This is a genomic window from Streptomyces sp. NBC_01428, from assembly GCF_036231965.1.
GTDB lineage: Bacteria > Actinomycetota > Actinomycetes > Streptomycetales > Streptomycetaceae > Streptomyces.
On the sequence record NZ_CP109499.1, the window covers coordinates 277,873 to 297,550 of the forward strand.

13 protein-coding genes and 1 pseudogene are annotated in these 19,678 nt (G+C 71.3%); 7 read left to right on the plus strand and 7 right to left on the minus strand.

Annotated features, from left to right (window positions below):
• Positions 1-42 precede the first annotated feature (42 nt).
• Both OG406_RS01010 and OG406_RS01015 read right to left on the minus strand, forming a co-directional pair.
• Positions 43-465 (minus strand): hypothetical protein, encoded by a 423-nt coding sequence (locus OG406_RS01010; RefSeq protein ID WP_267049909.1) that lies wholly within the window; start codon positions 463-465, stop codon positions 43-45.
• A gap of 81 nt (positions 466-546) precedes the next feature.
• Entirely contained in the window at positions 547-1,632 is a 1,086-nt protein-coding gene (locus OG406_RS01015; RefSeq protein WP_267049908.1) for a DUF5937 family protein, read from the minus strand.
• Between the two features lie 99 nt (positions 1,633-1,731).
• Between OG406_RS01015 and OG406_RS01020 the strand changes: the two are divergent.
• Positions 1,732-2,937 (plus strand): annotated as a pseudogene (locus OG406_RS01020) (MFS transporter); the annotation flags it as partial.
• An 8-nt stretch (positions 2,938-2,945) separates the two neighbouring features.
• Here OG406_RS01020 and OG406_RS01025 read toward each other — a convergent pair.
• Complete coding sequence (locus tag OG406_RS01025) at positions 2,946-3,389, minus strand: SRPBCC family protein (RefSeq protein ID WP_329183282.1); 444 nt, start codon at positions 3,387-3,389, stop codon at positions 2,946-2,948.
• A gap of 542 nt (positions 3,390-3,931) precedes the next feature.
• Between OG406_RS01025 and OG406_RS01030 the strand changes: the two genes are divergently transcribed.
• From OG406_RS01030 to OG406_RS01040, 3 genes are all read left to right on the plus strand, one after another.
• Positions 3,932-4,675: an IPT/TIG domain-containing protein gene (locus OG406_RS01030; RefSeq protein ID WP_329183284.1), complete on the plus strand. Its 744-nt coding sequence runs from the start codon at positions 3,932-3,934 to the stop codon at positions 4,673-4,675.
• 163 nt (positions 4,676-4,838) lie between these two features.
• A complete protein-coding gene (locus tag OG406_RS01035; RefSeq protein WP_267049905.1) occupies positions 4,839-5,843 on the plus strand; it encodes an IPT/TIG domain-containing protein in 1,005 nt (334 codons plus the stop codon).
• Between the two features lie 233 nt (positions 5,844-6,076).
• On the plus strand, positions 6,077-6,544 hold the full coding sequence (locus OG406_RS01040; protein ID WP_164371253.1) for an Ig-like domain-containing protein: 468 nt from the start codon (positions 6,077-6,079) through the stop codon (positions 6,542-6,544).
• 148 nt (positions 6,545-6,692) lie between these two features.
• Here the strand turns inward: OG406_RS01040 and OG406_RS01045 are convergent, their stop codons facing one another.
• Positions 6,693-8,432 carry a serine/threonine-protein kinase gene (locus tag OG406_RS01045; RefSeq protein ID WP_329183287.1) on the minus strand — a complete coding sequence of 580 codons (1,740 nt, stop codon included), beginning with the start codon at positions 8,430-8,432 and terminating at the stop codon, positions 6,693-6,695.
• Positions 8,433-8,594: 162 nt separating this feature from the next.
• On the opposite strand from OG406_RS01045, the gene OG406_RS01050 reads away from it, so the two are divergent.
• A complete protein-coding gene (locus tag OG406_RS01050) occupies positions 8,595-9,125 on the plus strand; it encodes a DUF3761 domain-containing protein (RefSeq protein ID WP_329183289.1) in 531 nt (176 codons plus the stop codon).
• 88 nt (positions 9,126-9,213) lie between these two features.
• On the opposite strand, the gene OG406_RS01055 is transcribed toward OG406_RS01050, so the two are convergent.
• The 3 genes from OG406_RS01055 to OG406_RS01065 form a co-directional block, all read right to left on the minus strand.
• Positions 9,214-10,218, minus strand: coding sequence for a helix-turn-helix transcriptional regulator (locus OG406_RS01055; RefSeq protein WP_164371255.1), 1,005 nt, complete (start codon positions 10,216-10,218; stop codon positions 9,214-9,216).
• 111 nt (positions 10,219-10,329) lie between these two features.
• On the minus strand, positions 10,330-14,100 hold the full coding sequence (locus tag OG406_RS01060; RefSeq protein ID WP_329183291.1) for a S8 family peptidase: 3,771 nt from the start codon (positions 14,098-14,100) through the stop codon (positions 10,330-10,332).
• A gap of 219 nt (positions 14,101-14,319) precedes the next feature.
• The gene (locus OG406_RS01065; RefSeq protein ID WP_329183293.1) at positions 14,320-15,843 is read right to left on the minus strand and encodes a glycosyl hydrolase family 18 protein; all 1,524 of its coding nucleotides are present in this window, start codon (positions 15,841-15,843) and stop codon (positions 14,320-14,322) included.
• A 356-nt stretch (positions 15,844-16,199) separates the two neighbouring features.
• Here OG406_RS01065 and OG406_RS01070 point away from each other — a divergent pair, with 356 nt between their 5' ends.
• A complete protein-coding gene (locus OG406_RS01070; protein ID WP_443067036.1) occupies positions 16,200-18,308 on the plus strand; it encodes a TPM domain-containing protein in 2,109 nt (702 codons plus the stop codon).
• A 180-nt stretch (positions 18,309-18,488) separates the two neighbouring features.
• Positions 18,489-19,217 carry a PspA/IM30 family protein gene (locus OG406_RS01075; RefSeq protein WP_329183295.1) on the plus strand — a complete coding sequence of 243 codons (729 nt, stop codon included), beginning with the start codon at positions 18,489-18,491 and terminating at the stop codon, positions 19,215-19,217.
• The last annotated feature ends 461 nt before the right edge of the window (positions 19,218-19,678 follow it).

Consider the following 19,678-nt stretch of genomic DNA (forward strand, 5'->3'; position numbering starts at 1 on the left):
ATGTTGAGCGCTCCCCCGCCTCTGCGACGGGCTGATGCCCGGTCAGACGGAGGCGAAGGTCTCCGCCGGGACGTCGTCGAGGACGAATCCGTTGTCGAGCCGGACGCGGACCGTGACGCGGAGCATCTGTCGCCGGTAGGCGTCCCAGTGCTCTTCCAAGGCTGCGACCTGCTCGTCCAGTTGCGTCCTGCTCGCCGACGGCATCTGGTGGCCGAAGTCGTCGAGGAGGGCCTTGAGACGCAGGTACTCACGCGCTTCGTGGCTCTGCTCCGGGTGGTGTTCGTCCACTCGCTCGACGGTGCCCTCGATGCCTGCCGCCAGGGCCAGAGAGGCGGTGAAAGCACTGGTCTCTTCCGAGGGCTCCCGGGCGGGGATCACCGACCCGGCCAGGCGGAGATCCGCCACCAGTCGTACGCGTTGGCCGGCGTTCAGCGTCATCGATCCTTCGTCTTCCTCGTCGGTCACCGGTGATCCGGTACACGGGGGGGCGTGAGTCAGCCTACGCAGCCGCTCGTGGCCAGGAGCACGCCCGGGCCGGCTATGCCGTCAGCGCAGAACGGCCGCCAGCAGGTCGCTGCCCAGTGCCGTCAGATCGGGCAGGTTGAGGGTGTGGTGGACGTAGCGGCCGTGCCGCCGGGCGGTGAGGAGGCCCGCGCGGCGCAGGACGGCGAGGTGGCGGGAGACTTCGGGCGACGTGAGGTCCCAGGCGTCGGCGAGCTCGCCGGTGGTGTGGGGGCCGCGGGCCAGGGTGCGCAGGAGTCGTATCCGCACGGGGTGGGCGAGTGCCTCCAACCGCAGTGTCACCGTCTCCAGTGCGACAGGCTCGGACGGAGTCTGCTCGGCCACCGGGTACTGCAGGACCGGCTGCCATCCGCGGGCGTAGACCGCCACCAGGTGCGGGCGGCCGAAGACACTGGGGATGAACGTGACGCCGCCGCCGTGGGCCGTGGTCGCCGCGTCCTGGAGTTTGTCCACGACGATGCTGTCGTCGTCCGGTGCCAGGGAGACGGCGCCGGAGACCGATGCGAGTGCCGGTCCGATGCCCTGGCGCTTCAGCAGGTCGTTCTTCAGACGCAGGTCGTTGGCGAGCTGCACGGCGACGCCCGCCCATGCGGCGTCGAAGAACGCCTCAGCGCACTGTTCGAGGGTGTACCGCACCCGCGCCCGCACGGTGGCCGGGTCGTCGAGCAGCCGCTCGGCGAAGGCCTCTTGTGTCGCACCGCGGGCCTGGGCACGGTCCAGGGCCCGCTCCCGCGCGGCGGCGTCGGTGAGCGGCGACGGCATGGCGTAGCGGCCCCGGTTGCTGCCGCAGGAACTGACGAGCGCCGCCCTCACATACGTCTCGTCGTCGATCCCGTCCACGTCGTCCAGCTCCTCGGCAAGCGTCTGCCGGGGCCGGGCGGGGACGAGGAAGTCGGCTCGTGCGGAACGCCAGAGGAACTCCGCCTCCCGCAACCGCTCGGCCATTTCCGGCCGCAGCCCGGCCCACACCTCGGCGGCCCAGCCGGCTCGCTGCGGATGGTGCTCGGGCTCGGCCAGCACGTGCAGCATCGCGGTCAGCTCGGCCAGCGGGGAGGCCGCGAAGCGCAGTCGCTCAGGAGGCAGGCCACTGATGTCGATCCTCAGCGTCATCCCGTCATCATCACCGAGTCGGCAGGCAAGGGCGGCGTCGGTTGACGATGTCCGTCAACCGACGTGGCCGCTGTGGCGGCCGAACCCACCGTTGACGCCATGGCAACCACCCTGAACATCCGGTCCCGCGGCCTGATCCGCGCCTTCGGAGGCCCCCGCTACGCCGTCGCCCTGGCGGTGGACGCGCTGGGCACCGGCCTGCTGCGGCCTTTTCTGCTCCTCTACGGAGTGCTGGTGCTGAGCCTGTCCGCACCGGCGGCCGGTATCGCCATGACGGGCGGGGTCGTCGTGGGTCTGGTGTGCATGCCCGCGGTGGGCCGGTGGCTGGACCGGGGTGCGCGCAGCACGGTCGTGGCAGCGTCGATGCTCGTACGGGTCCTGGGCGTGGGCCTGCTCCTGGCCACCCCGTCGGGACACGTCTGGCTGTTCTCGACGGCGGCGCTCTTCCTCGGCATCGGCAACCAGGCGTGGCCGGCCGCCCACGCCGCCCTCGTGGCCACGGTCACCGACGGCAGGGAACGTGACACCGCTCTCGCGGCGGGCCGTTCCCTGCGCAACGCAGGTATGGGGGCGGGCGCGCTCCTGGCCACCGTGTGCCTGGCGGGCGGGGCCGGCGCGTTGCAGGTGCTGGCCGTGGGCACCGGGCTCGCCTATCTCACGGCCGCGGTACTGGCGTGGTCGGTCCACCTGCGCGCACGCCCGGCCGCCGCTCCGGCCGAGGCCCGCGGCGATGCGCCCGCGCCCCGGATGCGCGCGCTCCTGGCCGCCAATGTGATCTACGTCTTCTGCCTCAACGTCCCCGAAATCGCGCTTCCCTTGGTACTGGTCACGCAGTTGCAGGCATCCCCGGTGTGGTCGGCGGTCATTTTCGTGACGAACACCGTCCTCGTCGTCGCCCTCCAAGTGCCCGTCACCGTCCTGCTGGCCCGCTTCCCGCGGCGGATCGTGCTGGCGTTCGCCGGCGTGGTGCTCGCCGTGTCCTACCTCGGGTTCCTCGCCGCCACCGCTCTGGGCGGGGGCTGGGGCGCTCCGGCCGTGGCCGCCGTGTCCGTGGTCTGCACTCTGGGGGAGATCGTCTACGCCGGCAGTTCCACGGCTCTCGTCACGGCCCTCGCCCCGGCGCACCTGCTGGGACGTACTCTCGCGCGCTTCCAGCTCTCCACGGGCTTCGGTCTCGCGGTGTCTCCGGCGGTCATCACCGCTCTCGCACCGCACGGGCCGGCCACTCTCTGGGGCAGCCTCGCCGCCGGTACGCTGCTGTCCGCGTCCGCCGTCGCCGCCGAGAAGGATCCGGAAAGCGCCCCGGTTCGCCGTCAGCTCCCCGTGCGAGGCTCCGCACCGGCTGACGCCGCGGACTCCATCAGTTCTCGGAGCCGGTTCAGGTCGCCCGTGACCAGGGCGGCGTCACGCTCGAAATCGGCGTCACTCATCTGCGGCTGCCGGCGAAGCGTGAACACGACCTCGCTTCCCTCGCCGTCGCCGATCACGCGGACGGGGTTGTAGACGGTCTCCCCGGAGGGAAGCGTGACGTGGTGGTCGATCACACCCAGCCCGTTGCGCGGCACGAAGGTCACCACGACCCTTCCCATCGGGGAGGATTCCGCGACCCACTGCCCATCGATCCTCTTGATGGAGCCACCCAGTCCGAGGGCCCACGCGGGGAGGTTCTCCGGGTCCGCCGCGTAGGCGTAGACCTCGTCGGCCGTGCGGTCGACATGGACACTGAGATGGCGTGATTCTCTGTCGGCGCTGTTCATGATGGCGAGGGTAGTAGGCCGGCGTGGCCGCGTTCTTGAACGAATCGGACGTGGCTGATCGGCCCGGCGGTCCCGGGCGCCGGCCCCGCACACACCGCCCGTGCCGGCGCACCGGCGCGGAGCGGCAAGCACGTCGAGGAGTCCTCCTTGCTCGTGCCCGGCCCGCAGCGATCGTGCCGTCCGAAGTGGTCGTGTCGGCCCCGGCTTGGCGTCGACGGCCGCCGCCGCAGGGCCGGGCACTACCTGAAACGCGCCGCCGCATGCCATACGCGCTCCGCCAAACGGCTGACACAGGGTCAGTCTTCTTGGCGTGCAACCACTCTGATGGGTTAATGAAGGTGTCTGCATCAACGGGCGCTGATCCATCGAGTCGCCGCAGGCAGGCCGCCCTCCCGGGACTGCACCCGTCCCGTCCGGACGGGCCTCCGCTCATCCCCGTACGCCGGCCACCGCACGTGTTGGCCGGGCCGGTTCGGGACGCCCGTGGATCGGGACTCCCAGTCGCTGCTCGGAGAAGACTTCCGAGTGAGGAGGAACCCCTCATGCCCATCAGTCCCAACCAAGGCCCCACCAGCGGCGGAACAACCGTCACCATCACCGGCGTGAACCTGGCCAGTGCCACCGCCGTCCACTTCGGCTCCCGGACGGCCACGATCACCGCGAACACCCCGACGTCGATCACCGTGGTCGACCCCGCGGGTTGCGGCGTCGTCGACGTCAATGTGACGACCGCAGGGGGGACGAGCAACTCCCTCTCGTTCTTCTACGTCAGCCCGCCGATCGCGGTGTCCCTCGCCCCTGACTCCGGTCCGACCGCGGGCGGCAACACGGTCACCGTCAACGGCTACGGTCTCTCCACAGCCACCGCCGTGTCCTTCGGCTCCAACAGTGCGACACCGACGGTCGTCTCGGACAGTCAGCTGTCCGTGGTCGCTCCGGCCGGCAGCTCCGGTGGCTCCGTCGACGTCACGGTCACCACCACCGGGGGCACGACGGCACCGCTCGGCTACGCCTACGTCGACGCGCCGACGCTGGTCTCGCTCACCCCCACCACGGGGTCGGCGTCCGGCGGTACCTCGGTGACCTTCAGCGGGACAGGACTGGCATCCACCACGGCCGTCACGTTCGGCGGCACCAGCGCGTCGTTCGCCGTGCTGAACAGCACCACGCTGGTGGCCCTCGCGCCACCCGGCGCCGTGGGTTCCGTGGACGTCGTCGTCACCACCGAGGGCGGTGGCGTCACCCTCACCGACGGCTTCACCTACGTGTCCGGTCCCGGCATCTGACGAGATCTCGGACGCGCCGCTGGACAGGCCCCAGGTCCGCTTCGGTCGGCCGGTGCCTGTCCAGCGGAACCGGTGCGGGCTCGCGAGCGCCGGCCCGCACCACCTCCGTGATACCGGCTCACGCCCGGCCAGGCCAGGCCGACCACACCCCCTTGGAGTCACCGTGGCCCCTCCCGTCCTCACCTCGGTCGTACCCAACTCGGGTCCGGCGGCGGGCACCAACCCCGTGACCCTGAACGGAAGCCAGTTCACCGGCGCCACCGCCGTCACGTTCGGATCCGCCGCCGCCCTGTCGTACACGGTCACTTCCCCGTCGACGATCACGGCGACGGTCCCGCCCGGAACCGGCACGGTGAACGTCACCGTGCGCACACCCGCCGGCCTCAGCAACACGGTCGCCTACACCTACGCGCCCGCCCCCTCCCTCACGACGATCGCGCCGAGCCAGGGTCCGACGTCCGGCGGGACCAGCGTGGTCCTCACGGGCACCGGCCTCACCGGAGCCACCGCCGTCACCTTCGGCAGCACCCCCGCGACCTCCTACACCGTCAACTCCGCCACCCAGATCACCGCGGTCGCCCCGTCCGGCACCGGCGCGGTGGCGGTCACCGCGACCACGGTCGGCGGCACCTCGGGGCCGGTGTTCTTCTACTACCTCAACGCACCCTCGCTGGTGTCCGTCTCGCCCACCCAAGGCCCGACGTCCGGTGGCACCAGCGTGGTCCTCACCGGCGCCGGCCTCACCGGAGCCACCGCCGTCACCTTCGGCAGCACCCCCGCGACCTCCTACACCGTCAACTCCGCCACCCAGATCACCGCGGTCACCCCGCCCGGCACCGGCTCCGTCGGGTGCACCGTCACCGGTCCCGGCGGCACCAGCAACGCCGTCATCTACGCCTACGTGGGGGCGCCCACGCTCACCGCGCTCTCGCCCGCGCAGGGGCCGACGGACGCCGGCGCCACCGTGACCCTGACAGGAACAGGTCTGACCACGACCTTCGCGGTCCGCTTCGGCACCGCGCCGGCGGCCTTCTCCGTGCTGTCGGACACGACCGCGACCGCGATCGCACCGGCCGGTCCGGCGGGCTCGGTGGCGGTGAGCGTCACGACGTCGGGCGGCACCAGCAACTCGCTGGCCTACCAGCGCGTCGCGCCTCCCGCGATCTAGCCGGTACCAAAAGCTCGGCCTCACGAAGCCGAGCCGACCGCGCGCGGCCGGACCGCTCCAGCCCATTCGAGCGAGTCGATGACTCGGGTGGGCCCACGGGCCCCGTGCCTCCCGCGCATGCCGTCGAAAGCGGCCTAAGGTCTCGCTCCGAACGGCGACGGCGAACCCCCGCCGGCCCGTCGGATCGAGGAGGCCCCTCAGTGAAAGCGCGCCGTACACGCACAGCCGGACTCATGGTCGCCGTAGCGGCGGTGGCCACCGTGCTGTCGCTCGCCCCGTCGGCAGCCGCCGCCGATCCGTCGTCGACCACGGTCCAGGCCACGCCCTCCTCGGCGACGGCCGGGCAACTGGTGACCCTGGACGCGACGGTGACGTGCAGCTCCGACCCGAGCGGCGGCCTCGGCGTGTCGTTCTTCGACGGCTCGGACCTCCTCGCGACCGCCCCCGTGGACGCCGACGGGCACTCCTCGCTGACCACCGGTTTCACGACCACCGGCACCCACACCATCACCGCCGCCTACAACGGCGACGACGGTTGTGGCGCTTCGAGCGACACGACCACCGTCACCGTGTCCCAGGCCCCGGCGCCCCCGGCCGACAACCCGGGCTGCCTGCTGTGCGGGCTGATCGACGTCCACTACGGGGACGTCCACAACGAGGTCAACGTCAACAGCAACAACGGGACGCGCAACCACAAGTGAGCCCGGCCCCTCGGCCGTTGGACCGGTGTGAGGGGGCGCCACGAGTCCGTGGCGCCCCCTCGACACGGCCGCCGAGGGGTCCAGGTCCGCACTCGAGACAGTCGCCTGCCCGCAACGGCTCCCCCACGCGCCGGAGTCGACGAGGCGGTCAGTCCTCGGCGGGGAAGACCCGCGTCACCTTGCCCTTCAGGTCCGCGGTCAGATATCCGGTGACGTGGTCGTCGACGCGGTAGACGGCCAGCCCCAACGGTGTGCCGAACGTGTCGTCGGCCGGACGCACCAGGACGTACCGCATGGTCGGCCGACTCACGTTCAGATCCTTCTGCGCGCGCTGGAGCAAGGCGGGAACGACATCCCAGTCGAAGGCGCCCAGGCTGAAGGGGCGTTCGCCGGCGGTGAGCGCGCCGCTGATGATGTCCTTCTCGACGCCCCGGTCAGGTCGGTAGGTGTAGCTGTCGCACTTCGTCTCGCTGCCCTTGACCATGATGTCCGCAGAAACGTGGTCCTCGTAGACGGCGAGGTCGCCGGCACGGTCCGCACCGGTTGCGGCCTTGATGGCTTCCACCGCCGTACGGATACCGGCCGGGGTCAGCAGGTCGGCCTTCGTGTCCGTCCGGGGAGCGGTGGCGGAGCGGGACGGCCTCGGCGGTGCGGAGGTCGGGCCCTTGGTCCGGGACGAGGACGTCTCCGGTGCATCGGCTGTGTCTCCCCGATCCGAGTGGGTTCCGTCCGGCAGCAGGGTCCACACCAGGACTCCGGCCAGCACCGTTCCGACGACGGACGACGCGATCGTGACCGACGTCCTCGCCCGGCCGCCCTGCCCGCGCACCGGCCGTGTCGGGCTCTCGGGACCGGCGGTCGGCGCAGCGAACGAGCCGGGCACGGCGTCGTGGGGAGTCGGAGGGCCGAAGCCGGTCGGCGTGCCGACGCCGGGAGCGGGTCCGCTGCCGCCGCCTGGCAGGTGGGTGGGGGGCGACGCCGACGGGGGTGCGAGCCGGTACGAGGTGCTGTCGGCGTCCGGGCCGGGAGCTCGCGACGTCGTGGCCCGCTCTCCGGACGCGTCCGCGAGCATCCGGTCCGCCGTCTCCGCGTCCGCCCGGGCCGCAGGATCCTTCACCAGGACGGCCTTCAGGAAGCCGGTCAGTGCACCGGCCTGGTGCGGCGGCGGGAGTTCCTCGCTGAGCAGGGCCGCCAGGGTGGCCAGGGTCGTTCCCCTGCGCAGCGGATGACGCCCTTCGACGGCGACGTAGAGCATCATCGCGAGCGACCACAGGTCGGAGGCCGGTCCGCCCTCGTCGCCGGCTATGCGTTCGGGCGCCATGTAGTCGGGCGTTCCGATGATGGACCCGGTCGCGGTCAGGACCGTCGACTCTCTGATGGCCGCGATGCCGAAGTCGGTGAGGACCGGACGATGATCGGGCCTCAGCAGGACGTTGGCGGGCTTCACGTCCCGATGCTGGATGCCGACGTCGTGCGCGGCCCGTAGCGCGGCCAGGACCTCGCGGCCGAGACGGGCGGCCGCGACAGGTGTGAGGGGTCCCTTCCCCAGTCGGTCCTGGAGTGATCCGCCGGTCACCAACTCCATGACGAGCCACGGGTAGGTGTGCTCGCCGCCATCCACCACGTGATGGATGGTGACCACGTTGGGGTGGTCGACACGGGCCAGCGCCCGCGCCTCCCGGAGCACCCGGGCCCGGAGCAGTGCCGCGCCCTGCGGATCGAACTCGGCAAGTCCCGGATCCGACGGCCGAACCTCTTTGAGCGCCACGGCCCGGTCGAGAACCACGTCGCGGGCTCTCCACACCGTGCCCATTCCGCCGCCGCCGAGCCGTGTTTCCAGCTCGAAGCGCCCATCGATGATCCGTCTGCCGGATTCTCCGTCGCTCATGGCCGGCAGCCTATGAGATGCCGGTGACACGGCCCCGACCAGGTGACGCGCATCCGTCCGTCCGTGATCGGCTACGACTGCGTCACCGTCACCACACTTCTCTCACGTGTCCTTCACATCTCCTGTTACGGTCACCCCACCACGAAACGCCTTGGGGGGACCATGTCGTACAACCAGCCGCCACCGCCCGGACATTGGCCCTCGGCCACGCCCGCCCCACAGCCGCTCAGACCGAAGTGGGGCCGCAAGCGGTACATGCTGCCCGCCATCGGCCTGGCCTTCATCATCGGCGTCGGCGCCGGCGGGAGCGGCCAGGACGACACCACCACGAAGACCGCAGCGACCAAGGCCCAGCCCGCCCCGACCGTCACCACCACGGCCACTGCCACTGCGACGGAGACGGCGAGTCCGGAACCCGCGCCGACCGTGACCGCGACGAAGACGGTCAAGGTGAGAGTGACCGTGACCGCGAAGGCCGCCGCCGTCAGTGGCTCCGGCGGCACATCCTCCGGAGGATCCGGCGGCACGTCGTCGGGAGGGTCCTCCGGAAGCGGCAGCTCAAGTTCCTCGGGCGGCTCCAGCGCCGCCGGAAACGGCGCCACCGCTCGCTGCAACGACGGCACCTACTCGTACGCCGCCCACCACCAAGGGGCTTGCTCGCACCACGGAGGCGTGGCCGTCTTCTACAAATAGGGCCGCGCGGTACGGGGGCCGATGAGCACAGTCGACTGAGCCTCACCGGCCAGGAGCGACCCGATCGGCTCCCGGCGCCACGCCGTCCTCACAGCCAGACGCGCCGAGCGGCCTGCCAGGCGAGTTGCATGCGCGTCTCCGCGTCGGCCAGTTCCATCATGCGCTGGATGTGCCGCTGTACGGTGCGCCGGCTCAGTCCGAGCTGCGAGGCGATCGCCTTGTCGGTCACGCCGGCCACCAGCAGTGACAGAAGTTTCCGGTCGACCGGAGTCAGCGGTGACAGAGCTTCCCTGTCCCCTGCGTCCGCCGCGAGACCGCTGTCGTCCACCCGCAGGGGGACCGCGTCCTGCCAGTAGCGCTCGAACAGGGCGATCAACGCACTCAGCAGGTTGCTGTCCCTCACCAGTGCGGTGGTGGGCTCCCCCGGGCTTCCCGAGGGGCCGCCCGGCACCAGCGGGAAGATGGCCACGGATCGGTCGGCGATGGCGAGACGCAGGGGCAGTTGAGGGGTCGACCGGGCTGTCTCTCCCGCGCGCACCCCCGCGACCACGTTGTCGACGGCGCCGTCGTCGTCGAAGAACGCCTTCTCGTAGAGGACTCGGTACCGTACGCCGCGCGCGAGCGCTTCGAACTCCTCGGTGTTGCTGCCGGAGGGCATGGCCACGTACTCGGCCTTGCAGAACCAGAGCATCTCGTCCCGCGCGCTGGTCTGGATCTGTCGCAACTGCTGACGCAGGGCCTCGGCACCCGTGATGACTTCGAGGAGCTGGCTCGCATCGTGGCGGCGCACCGTCTCCTGGTACGTCTGGATGAGCTGCGCCGCCTCGCTCCGAGCGAGATCCAGCGCTTCGGCGCTCTGCTTCAGGCGGGGCAGCAGGGCCACGTCCGGTGGAGCGGCCCTGAAGTGACGTGGTGTTCCGTCCGTGTGGCTGGCGAGCCCCGTGGCGGTCAGTGCGTCCAGGATCTCCGCCGCCTGTGCTTCGGCCAAGCCGGACCGGGCAGCGACGTCCCGGGCGCTGACACGCCCCGAGAGCACGAGCATGCGGTACACGGCTTCTTCTGCCGGAGAAATTCCGGCGGGTTCCAGAGACACTGCCGCCCTCCCCCTACGAGCGGCTGCGACAGTTGAAGACTGTACTACGAGGGTGGGTCGTCGGGGCGGGCGGCGACGTCGGACGCCGTCACCCGCCCCACGGCATCTCCGTCAGCGGCCCACCCCATAGGCGCGCCGCACGGTCTGCCGCACGCTGCTCCCGTCGTCGGCCGTGGCGGTGACGCGAAGCGACACGAACGCCTTGCCCCGCCCGGACGACGGGCGGCCCACGTGGGCGTCAAAGGAATTGCGTCCGTGGTCGCGCACCTTCGCCCGCGCCCAGGTCCTGCCGTCGTCGTACGAGGCCTCGACGCGGACGTCCACCCCGTGCGGAGCCGTCAACCCGTCCTGGGCCCGGACCTTCACCCCGATCGTGGTCGTGCTCGCGGAACGCACCGTGTTGTGCGCGTCGACCGGTACGTCGTAGTCGAGTTGGAGCAGCGAGAGGGGTGTGGCCTGTGCCGTTCGGCCCGAACGGAAGGTCCAGGACGTCGTCGTGGCCGTGCCGTACTCCCAGTCGTCCGAGGAGCGCGCCGTCGACAGCTCCAGCCGGTACTTCGACGCACCCGCCGGAACCTCCACGTCGGACCAGGCACTGTCCATCTCCCCGATCTTCACTCCGTCCCGGTAGAGCTGTGCGGCAGCACTGTCACCGGCCTGCGCGGCGAGGGAGGTTCCGATGCCACCGTCGCCGCCCACCGCCAGGCGCGACCAGTGGCCGTTCTCCGAGTCGGTGAACTCGGGTATGCGCAGGCGCAGTTGATCACCGTCGCGGACGGTGGGTGTCTCGAAGTGGGCCGGGATCGACGGGCGGGCCACGGACCCCTGCCAGGTCTCGTGCCCCTGCGTACCGGCCTTGTAGGTGCGTGGCGCGTCCCGCAGTCCGACGGCGAGCGGCATGTCGACGTCGAACGTCGTGGTGTAGTGCACGAGATGCTGCCAGCTGGTGTCGTCCGCGCTGACGTATTCGGTCCGGTCGAACCCGGTCGGCACGAAGCGGGTGTACTGGAGCCAGGCCGTGTCCTGGTACGGGCGCCTGGCGAAGCGCTGTTCACTGGCCCACCCACTGCCCCCGTTATCAGCGTAGGCCGCGTGGACGACGGCGGTGTTCCGTTCGGAGACCGTGTAGGCGACGTGCTGGGGAATGCGCTGTTTCGAGACCTGCATGACGTCGTACAGGTAGGGACTCTCGGCCGTGCCCGAGAACCTCACGGTGATCGGGTGGGCGCGAGCCCGTGCCGCCAGCTGGGCGCCTGTGCTCGCTCCGACGCGGACGGTCGGAAGGGCCCACCGGTCGCCGACGGGTGACCAGCGCGTCCAGCCGATGTCACTGAAGTGCACCAGCATCAGTGCACGGACACCGGCGTGTGCGGCTTTCTGGGCCAACTCCTGTTCGTTGACGCCGTCGTTGTTGGTGACCAGCGCCAGGCGGCCTCGGGCGTGGGTGAACGAAGGGTGCGCCGCGTCGCCCGCGTCGACCGCGGTCAGGGTCGCCCCGCTGTTGCCGAACAGCGGCGAAGCGGGCATGTAGTAGACGTCCGGGGCCGGCTTCGTTCCCGGCACCTTCATGGTGAGGAGGGGCGCGACGAGCTGCCATCGGGAGGAGAACTCGAACGTTCCCTTGGTGACGGTGTCGGTGGGGCTGACGTACAGCCGTTTCGCGACGTCGAAGTACATGGTGCCCGCGGTCAGGCTGTGGCCGTCGAGCCGGCGGTACGTCTGGTAGCTGAAGATGCCGCGCTGTTCGGCGGGCTTGGGCGTGCGGATGGTGACCGGCGTGGTCTTGCGCGCGTCCAGGGTGACGGTCCTGTCCTTGGTCACCTCGACCTGGGGCAGGACGACCTGGCGCAGCTCGTCGCCGTCGCTCGCTTTGTCGGTGGTGGCGTAGTCCAGTTGGTAGACGCCTTCCTCGACGTCGGCGACAGCGTTGTCAGGATCCGTGTAGCCGACGAATCCGTCGGCGCCCCAGATGGTCGGCAGCGCCTGAACGCGCTTGCCGTCCTTGTCGTACGTCCTGACCGTGATCCGGTGGATCGGACCGTGCACGACCAGGCTGAGCGTGGTGTGCGCGGCGGCCTTCCCGTCGGAGGACGCGGCGGTCACGTAGCCGTAGTACTTGCCCTGCCGGGCCTTTGCCGGATCGACGGCGACGGGAACCTCGACCGTGCTGTGCGCCGGAAGCCGGACGGATTCGGAGCCGAGCCGCACGGCCCCCTCCCCCGGGGTCGTCCCGCCCTGGGTCGCCAGGTGGACGGTCAGCGCGAGAGTGACCTCGGCGTCGGAGCTGTTCGTGTAACGAAGGGGAAGCGTACGGGCGTTGCCGGAGCCGGTCTCGAAGGTCCCCAGCGTGACACCGCCGGTGGCCGTCACCGAGCCCAGTACGGCGGCCGGCAGGTCGATGCGACCGCCGCCCTGCTCACTGACCTCTTGTCCCGGCATCGTGTGTGCCGTACTCGTCAGGGCGTCCTTGAGCCGGGATCCCGTCCAGTCCGGATGGCGTTGTGCGAGCAACGCGGCCGCGCCCGCCACATGCGGGGTGGCCATCGAAGTGCCGGAGGCCGCGACGTAGTTCGCGTCGACCGGGTCACCCATGGTGGTACCCGCGGCCCGCGCCGCGACGATACCGACGCCGGGCGCCGTCACATCCGGCTTGACGGCACCGTCACCCACGCGGGGACCGCGGCTGGAGAACGGTGCGAGGGAGTCGTCCCTGTCCACCGCGCCGACGGTCAGGGCGGAGTCGGCCGCGCCCGGAGAGCCGACGGTGCCCGCGCCCTGCTCACCGCTGTTGCCCGCGGCCACGACGAACAGGGCGCCGGTACGGTCGCTGAGCTCGTTCACCGCCAGGCTCATCGGGTCCGTGCCGTCGGTGGCCTGGTCCGACCCCAGGCTCATGTTGACCACCTTGGCACCCTGCTCAGTGGCCCATTCCATCCCGGCGATGACCTGCGACTCCGAGCCGAACCCGTCGTCGCCGAGGACCTTGCCGACCAGGAGCTGTGCCGCCGGCGCCACTCCCTTACGTGTTCCTCCGGATGCGGCGCCGGTCCCGCCGACGATCGACGCGACGTGCGTACCGTGTCCGAAGACGTCGTTCGTGCCGGTGCTGCCGGAGAAGTCCTGTGCCTCGGCGATCCGTCCGGCGAGATCCGGGTGGGTCTGGTCCACCCCGGTGTCCAGCACCGCGACCTTGACACCCTCGCCGTGGTATCCGGCGTCCCACACCGCCGGGGCGCCGATCTGGGCGGTACTGCGGTCAAGGACGGCGTTCACCCGGCCGTCGAGCCACACCCGAGGCACGGTCTTGATTTCCGTGGCCTTCGTCCGGCTGTCGTCGGGCCCGGTGATCTCCTTCCAGAACGCGCCGAGGTCTCCGTCGGCCACCCGCACCGACTGGGCCCCGATGCTCTTGAGCCGGCGGACCGGGGACTTGTCCGCGGCGAACGCCGTCAGCCGGCTCACGGCCGCGGCTTCGACCCCGGCGGGCCGACTCACGATGAGCGGAAGAGCACGTGTGTGGGCGGTGTCGTAGTGCTGGGCGACCAGGGCCGTCACGTCGAAGAGGCCGCGGTCGAGCCGACCGGACGCCACCAGGTCACCGGCATCCGAGGGGAGGACCGTCAGGTGCCCGTCGTGTTCGAAGGTCCGGAAGAGGATGCGCTTCCGACCCGGGCCCGGCTCGACCGAGGCGACCTGCTTCCCGTCCGCGGAGGCCGCTACGGTCACACTGTCGCCGGTGAGCAGCCGCACCGTGGCGGTGGTGGTCGTGCTCGCCACCTTCGTGGATCCGGCCGCGTCCGCGCGAGCGGCCACTGGCGCCACCGCTCCCGCCGTCAGGGCCAGCCCCGCCGATATTGCCGCCATCAGGCGGATCCGTCTCATCAGTCTCGTGCCTTTCCTCGAACACAGGCTTTTGTTCACCCGGTTGACAGAATCCGGTGATCACGAGCCGGGTGTCACGCCTATCCGGTGGCACAGGTGCGACATGTCCCAAGGGCGACAGGCGCTCGCGCGATGACGGGGCCCGCAGCGACTGGTGTACGGAAAGGGTGATGCCCGGCAGTGGGGGCTGCCGGGCATCACCGTGGAGCGTCGTCACGTTCAGCAGGCGCCGAGATCCTGCCAGACGCCCCACTCGCCGGTGGTGCCGGGCTCCTCGCCCTGCGTCCACCACTTGGCTTTCCAGTTGTGGCCCTTGTGCGAGACCTGCTGGCCTCCGGTGTAGACCGTGCCGGTCGCCCAGGCGGCAGCCGTGCACTGGGCGCCGGAGCCGCCGGTGACGGTCAGGGCGTAGGTCGCCGTGTGACTGCCGGAGGCGCTCGTACCGGTGACTTTGATGCTGTACGTGCCCGAAGCGGTCGCCTTCGCCGTGCTGAGGGTGAGCGTCGACGAGCCGCCCGCCGTGACGGAGGCGGGGCTCAGCGAGGCGGTGACGCCCGCGGGGGCACCGCTGACGGTCAGGTTCACCGTCTTCGCCGTGCCCGCCGTCACCGCGGTCTTCACCGTGGCGGTGGTCGAGTTGCCGGCCGCCACCGATCCGGAGGCAGGGGCCGCGCTCACCGAGAAGTCGTCGCCGGGCGTGGTGGTGCCGCCGGTGAAGGGCGCGAAGACATGGGTGAAGTCCCAGGTGTTCTGCTGGATGCCGGAGCAGCCGTCGGCGGCCGCACCGCCGGGGCAGCTGCCGTTGTCGCGCTGGAGCGCCCAGAACGACAGGGTGTTGATTCCCTTGGCCACCGCCCAGTCGTAGACCTGAGCGGCATTGGCCAGGGTGAACGTCTCGGCCGGCCCGAAGTCGTCGACACCTGGCATCTCGGTGATGCCGATCATGCCCCACAGCTGGGCGGAGGTCTTGCTCGGGTAGAGCTGCGCGAGCTGGTCGTACAGCCCCTGCGCCGCGGTCTGGGTGTCGGTGGCCATGTTGTGGGTGGCGTTGTCGTAGTAGTCGAACGTCATGATGTTCGCTACGTCGACGCGCGCTCCGTTGGTGACCGCGCTGCGCAGGACCGCGAGGCCCTCGGAGGTCAGGCCGGAGGTGGTCGTCGGGAGCGTGTAGGAGATCTCCACCGTCCGACCGGCGGCCGCCGCCCAGTCCTGGACCAGCTTGATGGCCTTGTTCCGCCGGTTGATCCCCGCTGTGTTGTTCAGCGAGTCGACCTCGATGTCCATGTCGAGCCGTGAGATGTCGTAGGTCGTGATGACCTTCTCGTAGGCCGCGGCGATCTGGTTGACATCGGTGCAGCTGTCCGCGATCTCGGTGCCGGTGGTGTCCGCGGTGTAGCCGCCGAACGAGGGGATGACGTCCCCGCCGTTCGCCTGGATGGTGCGGATGTCGGAGCCGAAGCTGGCGGAGGAGACCGGCAGGCCGGTGTCGCCGCTCCAGTACGGCGTGCAGGAGCCCGCGGACGCGGTCTGGAGGAACGCCATGGTCAGGTGTTTGGCCCCTGACTGGGCGGCCAGGGCAGACGGGCTCTCGCCGGTCCACGCCTCGAAGTAGGGAGCGAAGACGTGCTTGGGCAGGGGGGTTGCCGCCTGAGCGGTACCGGCACCCGCCGCGGCCAGCCCGACGGTGGCCACCGTCGCGGCCACTGCGGCCAGAACCGCGCGGGCGGATCGTATGCGTCTCATCGGTGTCCCAGCTGTAGGGTCCGCCAACTCCGGTCTGTGGCATTGGCGTTCAGGTACGGAATACCGTGGCGGCCGCAGCCGGGTCAATGGTCTGGACCAAGAGAGGACTAGACCAATATCGCCAGTGGAGGGCCCGCTCGCTCTCCAGCAGGCGCATCGCGTGCTGGACCACTCCCCCACCCCCGCGACGATCGGGCGCCACGAGACACGGCGAAGCCGCACCCCGTTCCGATGGCGCCGGGTCCGACGGCGGCGACGCCAGGGCCGCCGGAGGGGTGCCCGCCCTCCCGGAGGATGGGCGGACCGGCCCCCGCTTCCGCATGCGACGGCGAGAAACCGGCCATAACCTCCGAATTGTGATTCCGCCGAGAAACAGGACGCAGAGACGCCCCACCACGGGCGTACCCCTGCGGGCCGGTCTGGCCCTCGCCGCCGCGGTCCTGGCGGTCGGCGGCCTGGGGGTGGCCGGGGCGCCGCAGGCGCAGGCGGACGATCCCGTCACCCTCTCGCAGCAGGGGCAGGTCACCGACCGGGTGGACGCGCTGGGCGACCGGAAGGCCTCCGTCACCTCCGCCCTCGACAAGCTCTACGCCGAGCACCGGATCCAGCTCTTCGTGGCGTACGTACGCGACTTCTCCGGGCGCTCCGCCCAGAGCTGGGCCGACGCCACCGCGGAGAAGAACGGCCTCGGTCAGAACGACGTCCTGCTGGCCGTGGCGACCGGAGCCCGGCAGTACGCCTATTCGGCCGACACCCGGTCCGGTTTCACCGAGCAGCAGCTGGCGACGGTCGCCCAGACCGCCATCGAGCCCGCCCTGAAGCAGAACGACTGGGCGGGCGCCGCCATCGGCGCGGCCGACGGGTATTCCGCCGTCCTCGACGGCGTGCCCGTCCCGGTGCCCACGATCACCCCCGGCCCGGCCGACCCGGGCGGCGCGGCGGACAGCGGGAACGGGGCGGGCGACTTCGTCCTGCCGGTGGTCGCGGTCGGCGCGGCCGGGGCGCTGGGCGCGTACGCCTACTCCCGGCGCAAGCGCGGCAACTCTGCCGGGCGCGGCACGACCACCGGCCAGAACTGGGGCGGCACGACCCCGGTTCCGTTGCCGGAACTGGACTCCCGGGCGAAAGGGCTGCTGGTGGAGACCGATGACGCGGTCCGCACCAGCACCGAGGAACTGGGCTTCGCTTCCGCGCAGTTCGGCGACGAGGCGGTCGGCCCCTTCACCGAGGCCGCGGAGTACGCCCAGAGCGAGCTGACCCAGGCCTTCCGGCTGCGTCAGCAGCTGGACGACGCCTACCCGGAGGACGACGCCACCCGGCGCCGGATGCTGGAAGAGATCATCGCCCGGTGCACGGAGGCGAACCGCAGGCTGGACGCCGAGTCGGCGGCCTTCGACCGGCTGCGGGACCTGGAGAAGAACGCGCCGCAGGCCCTGGCCACCGTCGAGGAACAGTTCCGGGCCCTGTCCGGTCGCACCGCCGCGGCGGAGGCGACGCTGGCCGCCGTCGCGCGGGAGTACGCGGACTCCGCGTCGGCGCCGGTGGCCTCCAACGCCCAGCAGGCCGAGGACCGGCTGCTGTTCGCGACGACCAGCCTCGACGCGGCACGTACGGCGGTCGGGACCGGGGACAACGGCAGGGCCGCCGTGCACGTCCGGGCCGCCGAGAGCGCGGTCGGCCAGGCCGCGACCCTGGTCGACGCGGTGGAACGACGGGCCCAGGAACTGGCGCAGGCGGCCGGGAAGTTGCCGGGCGCCCTCAACGAGGCCGAGACGGACCTCGCGGACGCCCGCGGGCTGCTCACCGGGACCGCGGAGGGTACGTCGACGGCGGATCTGCGCGGCCGGATCGGCCGGGCGGAGGCTGTCCTGGCCGACGTGCGCCGGGAGCAGGCGGCGGGCCGGTACGACCCGATCGACTGCCTGCGCCGGGTCGAGGAGGCCGACGCCGCGCTCGACGAGGCGATGGCCGGGGCGCGCGAGCGGGAATCCGGGCGTCAGCGCGCGGTGGCCCTGCTCGACCAGGCGCTGCTCTCGGCCCGCAGCGCGATCGGCGCGGCCACGGACTACGTCACGACCAGCCGGGGCGCGGTCGGCAGCCAGGCCCGCACCCGGCTGGCGGAGGCGGGCCGGCACCTGGAGCGCGCGATGTCCCTGGCCGCGTCGGACCCGCCCGGCGCGCTGGCGGAGGCCCAACAGGCGGATTCCCTCGCGCGTCAGGCGCAGCAGCTGGCCGAACAGGACGTACGGGGTTATCAGAATCCGTACGGCGGCCGGCGCTCCGGCGGCGGTCAGGGCGGCGCCGTGCTCGGCGGGATCATCCTCGGCGAGATCCTGCGGGGCGGCGGCGGCTTCGGTGGCCGGGGCGGGGGTTTCGGTGGCGGTTTCGGGGGTGGTGGCGCCGGCCCGGGCTCCTTCGGCGGCGGCGGAACCCGGGGCCGTATGGGCGGCGGAGGCCGCTTCTGACCGGCGCGCAGGCGGCGGCCGGGGCACCGGGCAGGCACCGGCCCGACCGACTCGCCGACACGCCGACCTGCTGACCTGCGGACTGCCGACTGCCGACCGGACGTGCCGCGCCCGCAGGTGCCCACCCGAACATCCCTCTCAGGCACACCCGACCCCTCAGGCTCACCAGGAGAGACCACCATGAGCAAGCAGACGATCGTCGGTCGCGTCACCCAGCTGGCCAAGGCCAACATCAACGCACTGCTGGACCAGGCGGAGGACCCGCAGAAGATGCTGGACCAGTTGATCCGCGACTACACCAACAACATCTCCGAGGCGGAGCAGGCGGTCGCCGCCACGATCGGGAACCTGCGGATGCTGGAGGCGGACCACAAGGAGGATGTGGAGGCGGCCGCCGAGTGGGGCGGAAAGGCCCTCGCGGCCAGCCGGAAGGCGGACGAGCTGCGCGCGTCGGGCTCGCCCGAGGTCGCCGGGAGTGCCGACAAGTTCGACAACCTGGCGAAGGTCGCGCTGGGCCGCCAGCTGCAGTCCGAGAAGGAGGCGACGACGGCCGAGCCGACGATCGCCGCCCAGACGGAGGTCGTCGACAAGCTCAAGTCGGGCCTGGACGCGATGAAGGGCAAGCTGACGGAGCTCCAGGCCAAGCGGGACGAGCTGGTGGCCCGGGCCAAGACCGCGCAGGCCCAGAACACGATGATGGACGCGGTGAAGAACATCGACGTGATGGACCCGGCGAGCGACCTGAACCGCTTCGAGGAGAAGGTCCGTCGTGAGGAGGCCATGGCCCTGGGCAAGCAGGAACTGGCCGCGTCCTCCCTCGACGCGCAGTTCGAGTCCCTGGAGGACCTCGGCAAGACCGCGGAGATCGAGGCCCGGCTGGCCGCGCTCAAGCAGGGCCGCGCCGCCTGACCGTTCCGGGACGCGACCCGGCCCGACGCGGACGGAACCTGGGGACCCAGGGTTGCGCCCGCCACACACGGCCGGGTCTCCGCCCCCCGGGAACCGCGCCCGCCCGGATCGGGGTGGCGTGGGCGTGGGCTTTGCCGTTGGGACGTTGAGACATCCGGACCAGTGGGCCCGGACCGGTGACGCGCCATCTCCTCGTCCGGACCGACACCTTGACACCGGATGGCGCTGATGGTCGCCGGCCCCGGCATCACAGCCGGTCCGAGCCTCGGTCGGCCGTCGTCGCCGCGTCGGGACGAGCAGACCGGGCAGACCTCGCAGACCTCACAGCAGGCGCATCGGCCTTCCCGGTAAGGGAGTTGAGCCGAACCAGAACTCGTGACCATCACCGAGTCGTGGGTCCGGGTACCTCCTCGCCTCCTGAACACCGGCTCCCCGGCCCCCCGAACACGGACCCTCCGCCG

Coding starts and splice junctions, on each gene's coding strand:
- OG406_RS01025 (WP_329183282.1), bottom strand. CDS start 3,389: ATGAACAGCGCCGACAGAGAATCACGCCATCTCAGTGTCCATGTCGAC.
- OG406_RS01045 (WP_329183287.1), bottom strand. CDS start 8,432: ATGAGCGACGGAGAATCCGGCAGACGGATCATCGATGGGCGCTTCGAG.
- OG406_RS01015 (WP_267049908.1), bottom strand. CDS start 1,632: ATGACGCTGAGGATCGACATCAGTGGCCTGCCTCCTGAGCGACTGCGC.
- OG406_RS01065 (WP_329183293.1), bottom strand. CDS start 15,843: ATGAGACGCATACGATCCGCCCGCGCGGTTCTGGCCGCAGTGGCCGCG.
- OG406_RS01060 (WP_329183291.1), bottom strand. CDS start 14,100: ATGAGACGGATCCGCCTGATGGCGGCAATATCGGCGGGGCTGGCCCTG.
- OG406_RS01030 (WP_329183284.1), top strand. CDS start 3,932: ATGCCCATCAGTCCCAACCAAGGCCCCACCAGCGGCGGAACAACCGTC.
- OG406_RS01040 (WP_164371253.1), top strand. CDS start 6,077: ATGGTCGCCGTAGCGGCGGTGGCCACCGTGCTGTCGCTCGCCCCGTCG.
- OG406_RS01050 (WP_329183289.1), top strand. CDS start 8,595: ATGTCGTACAACCAGCCGCCACCGCCCGGACATTGGCCCTCGGCCACG.
- OG406_RS01075 (WP_329183295.1), top strand. CDS start 18,489: ATGAGCAAGCAGACGATCGTCGGTCGCGTCACCCAGCTGGCCAAGGCC.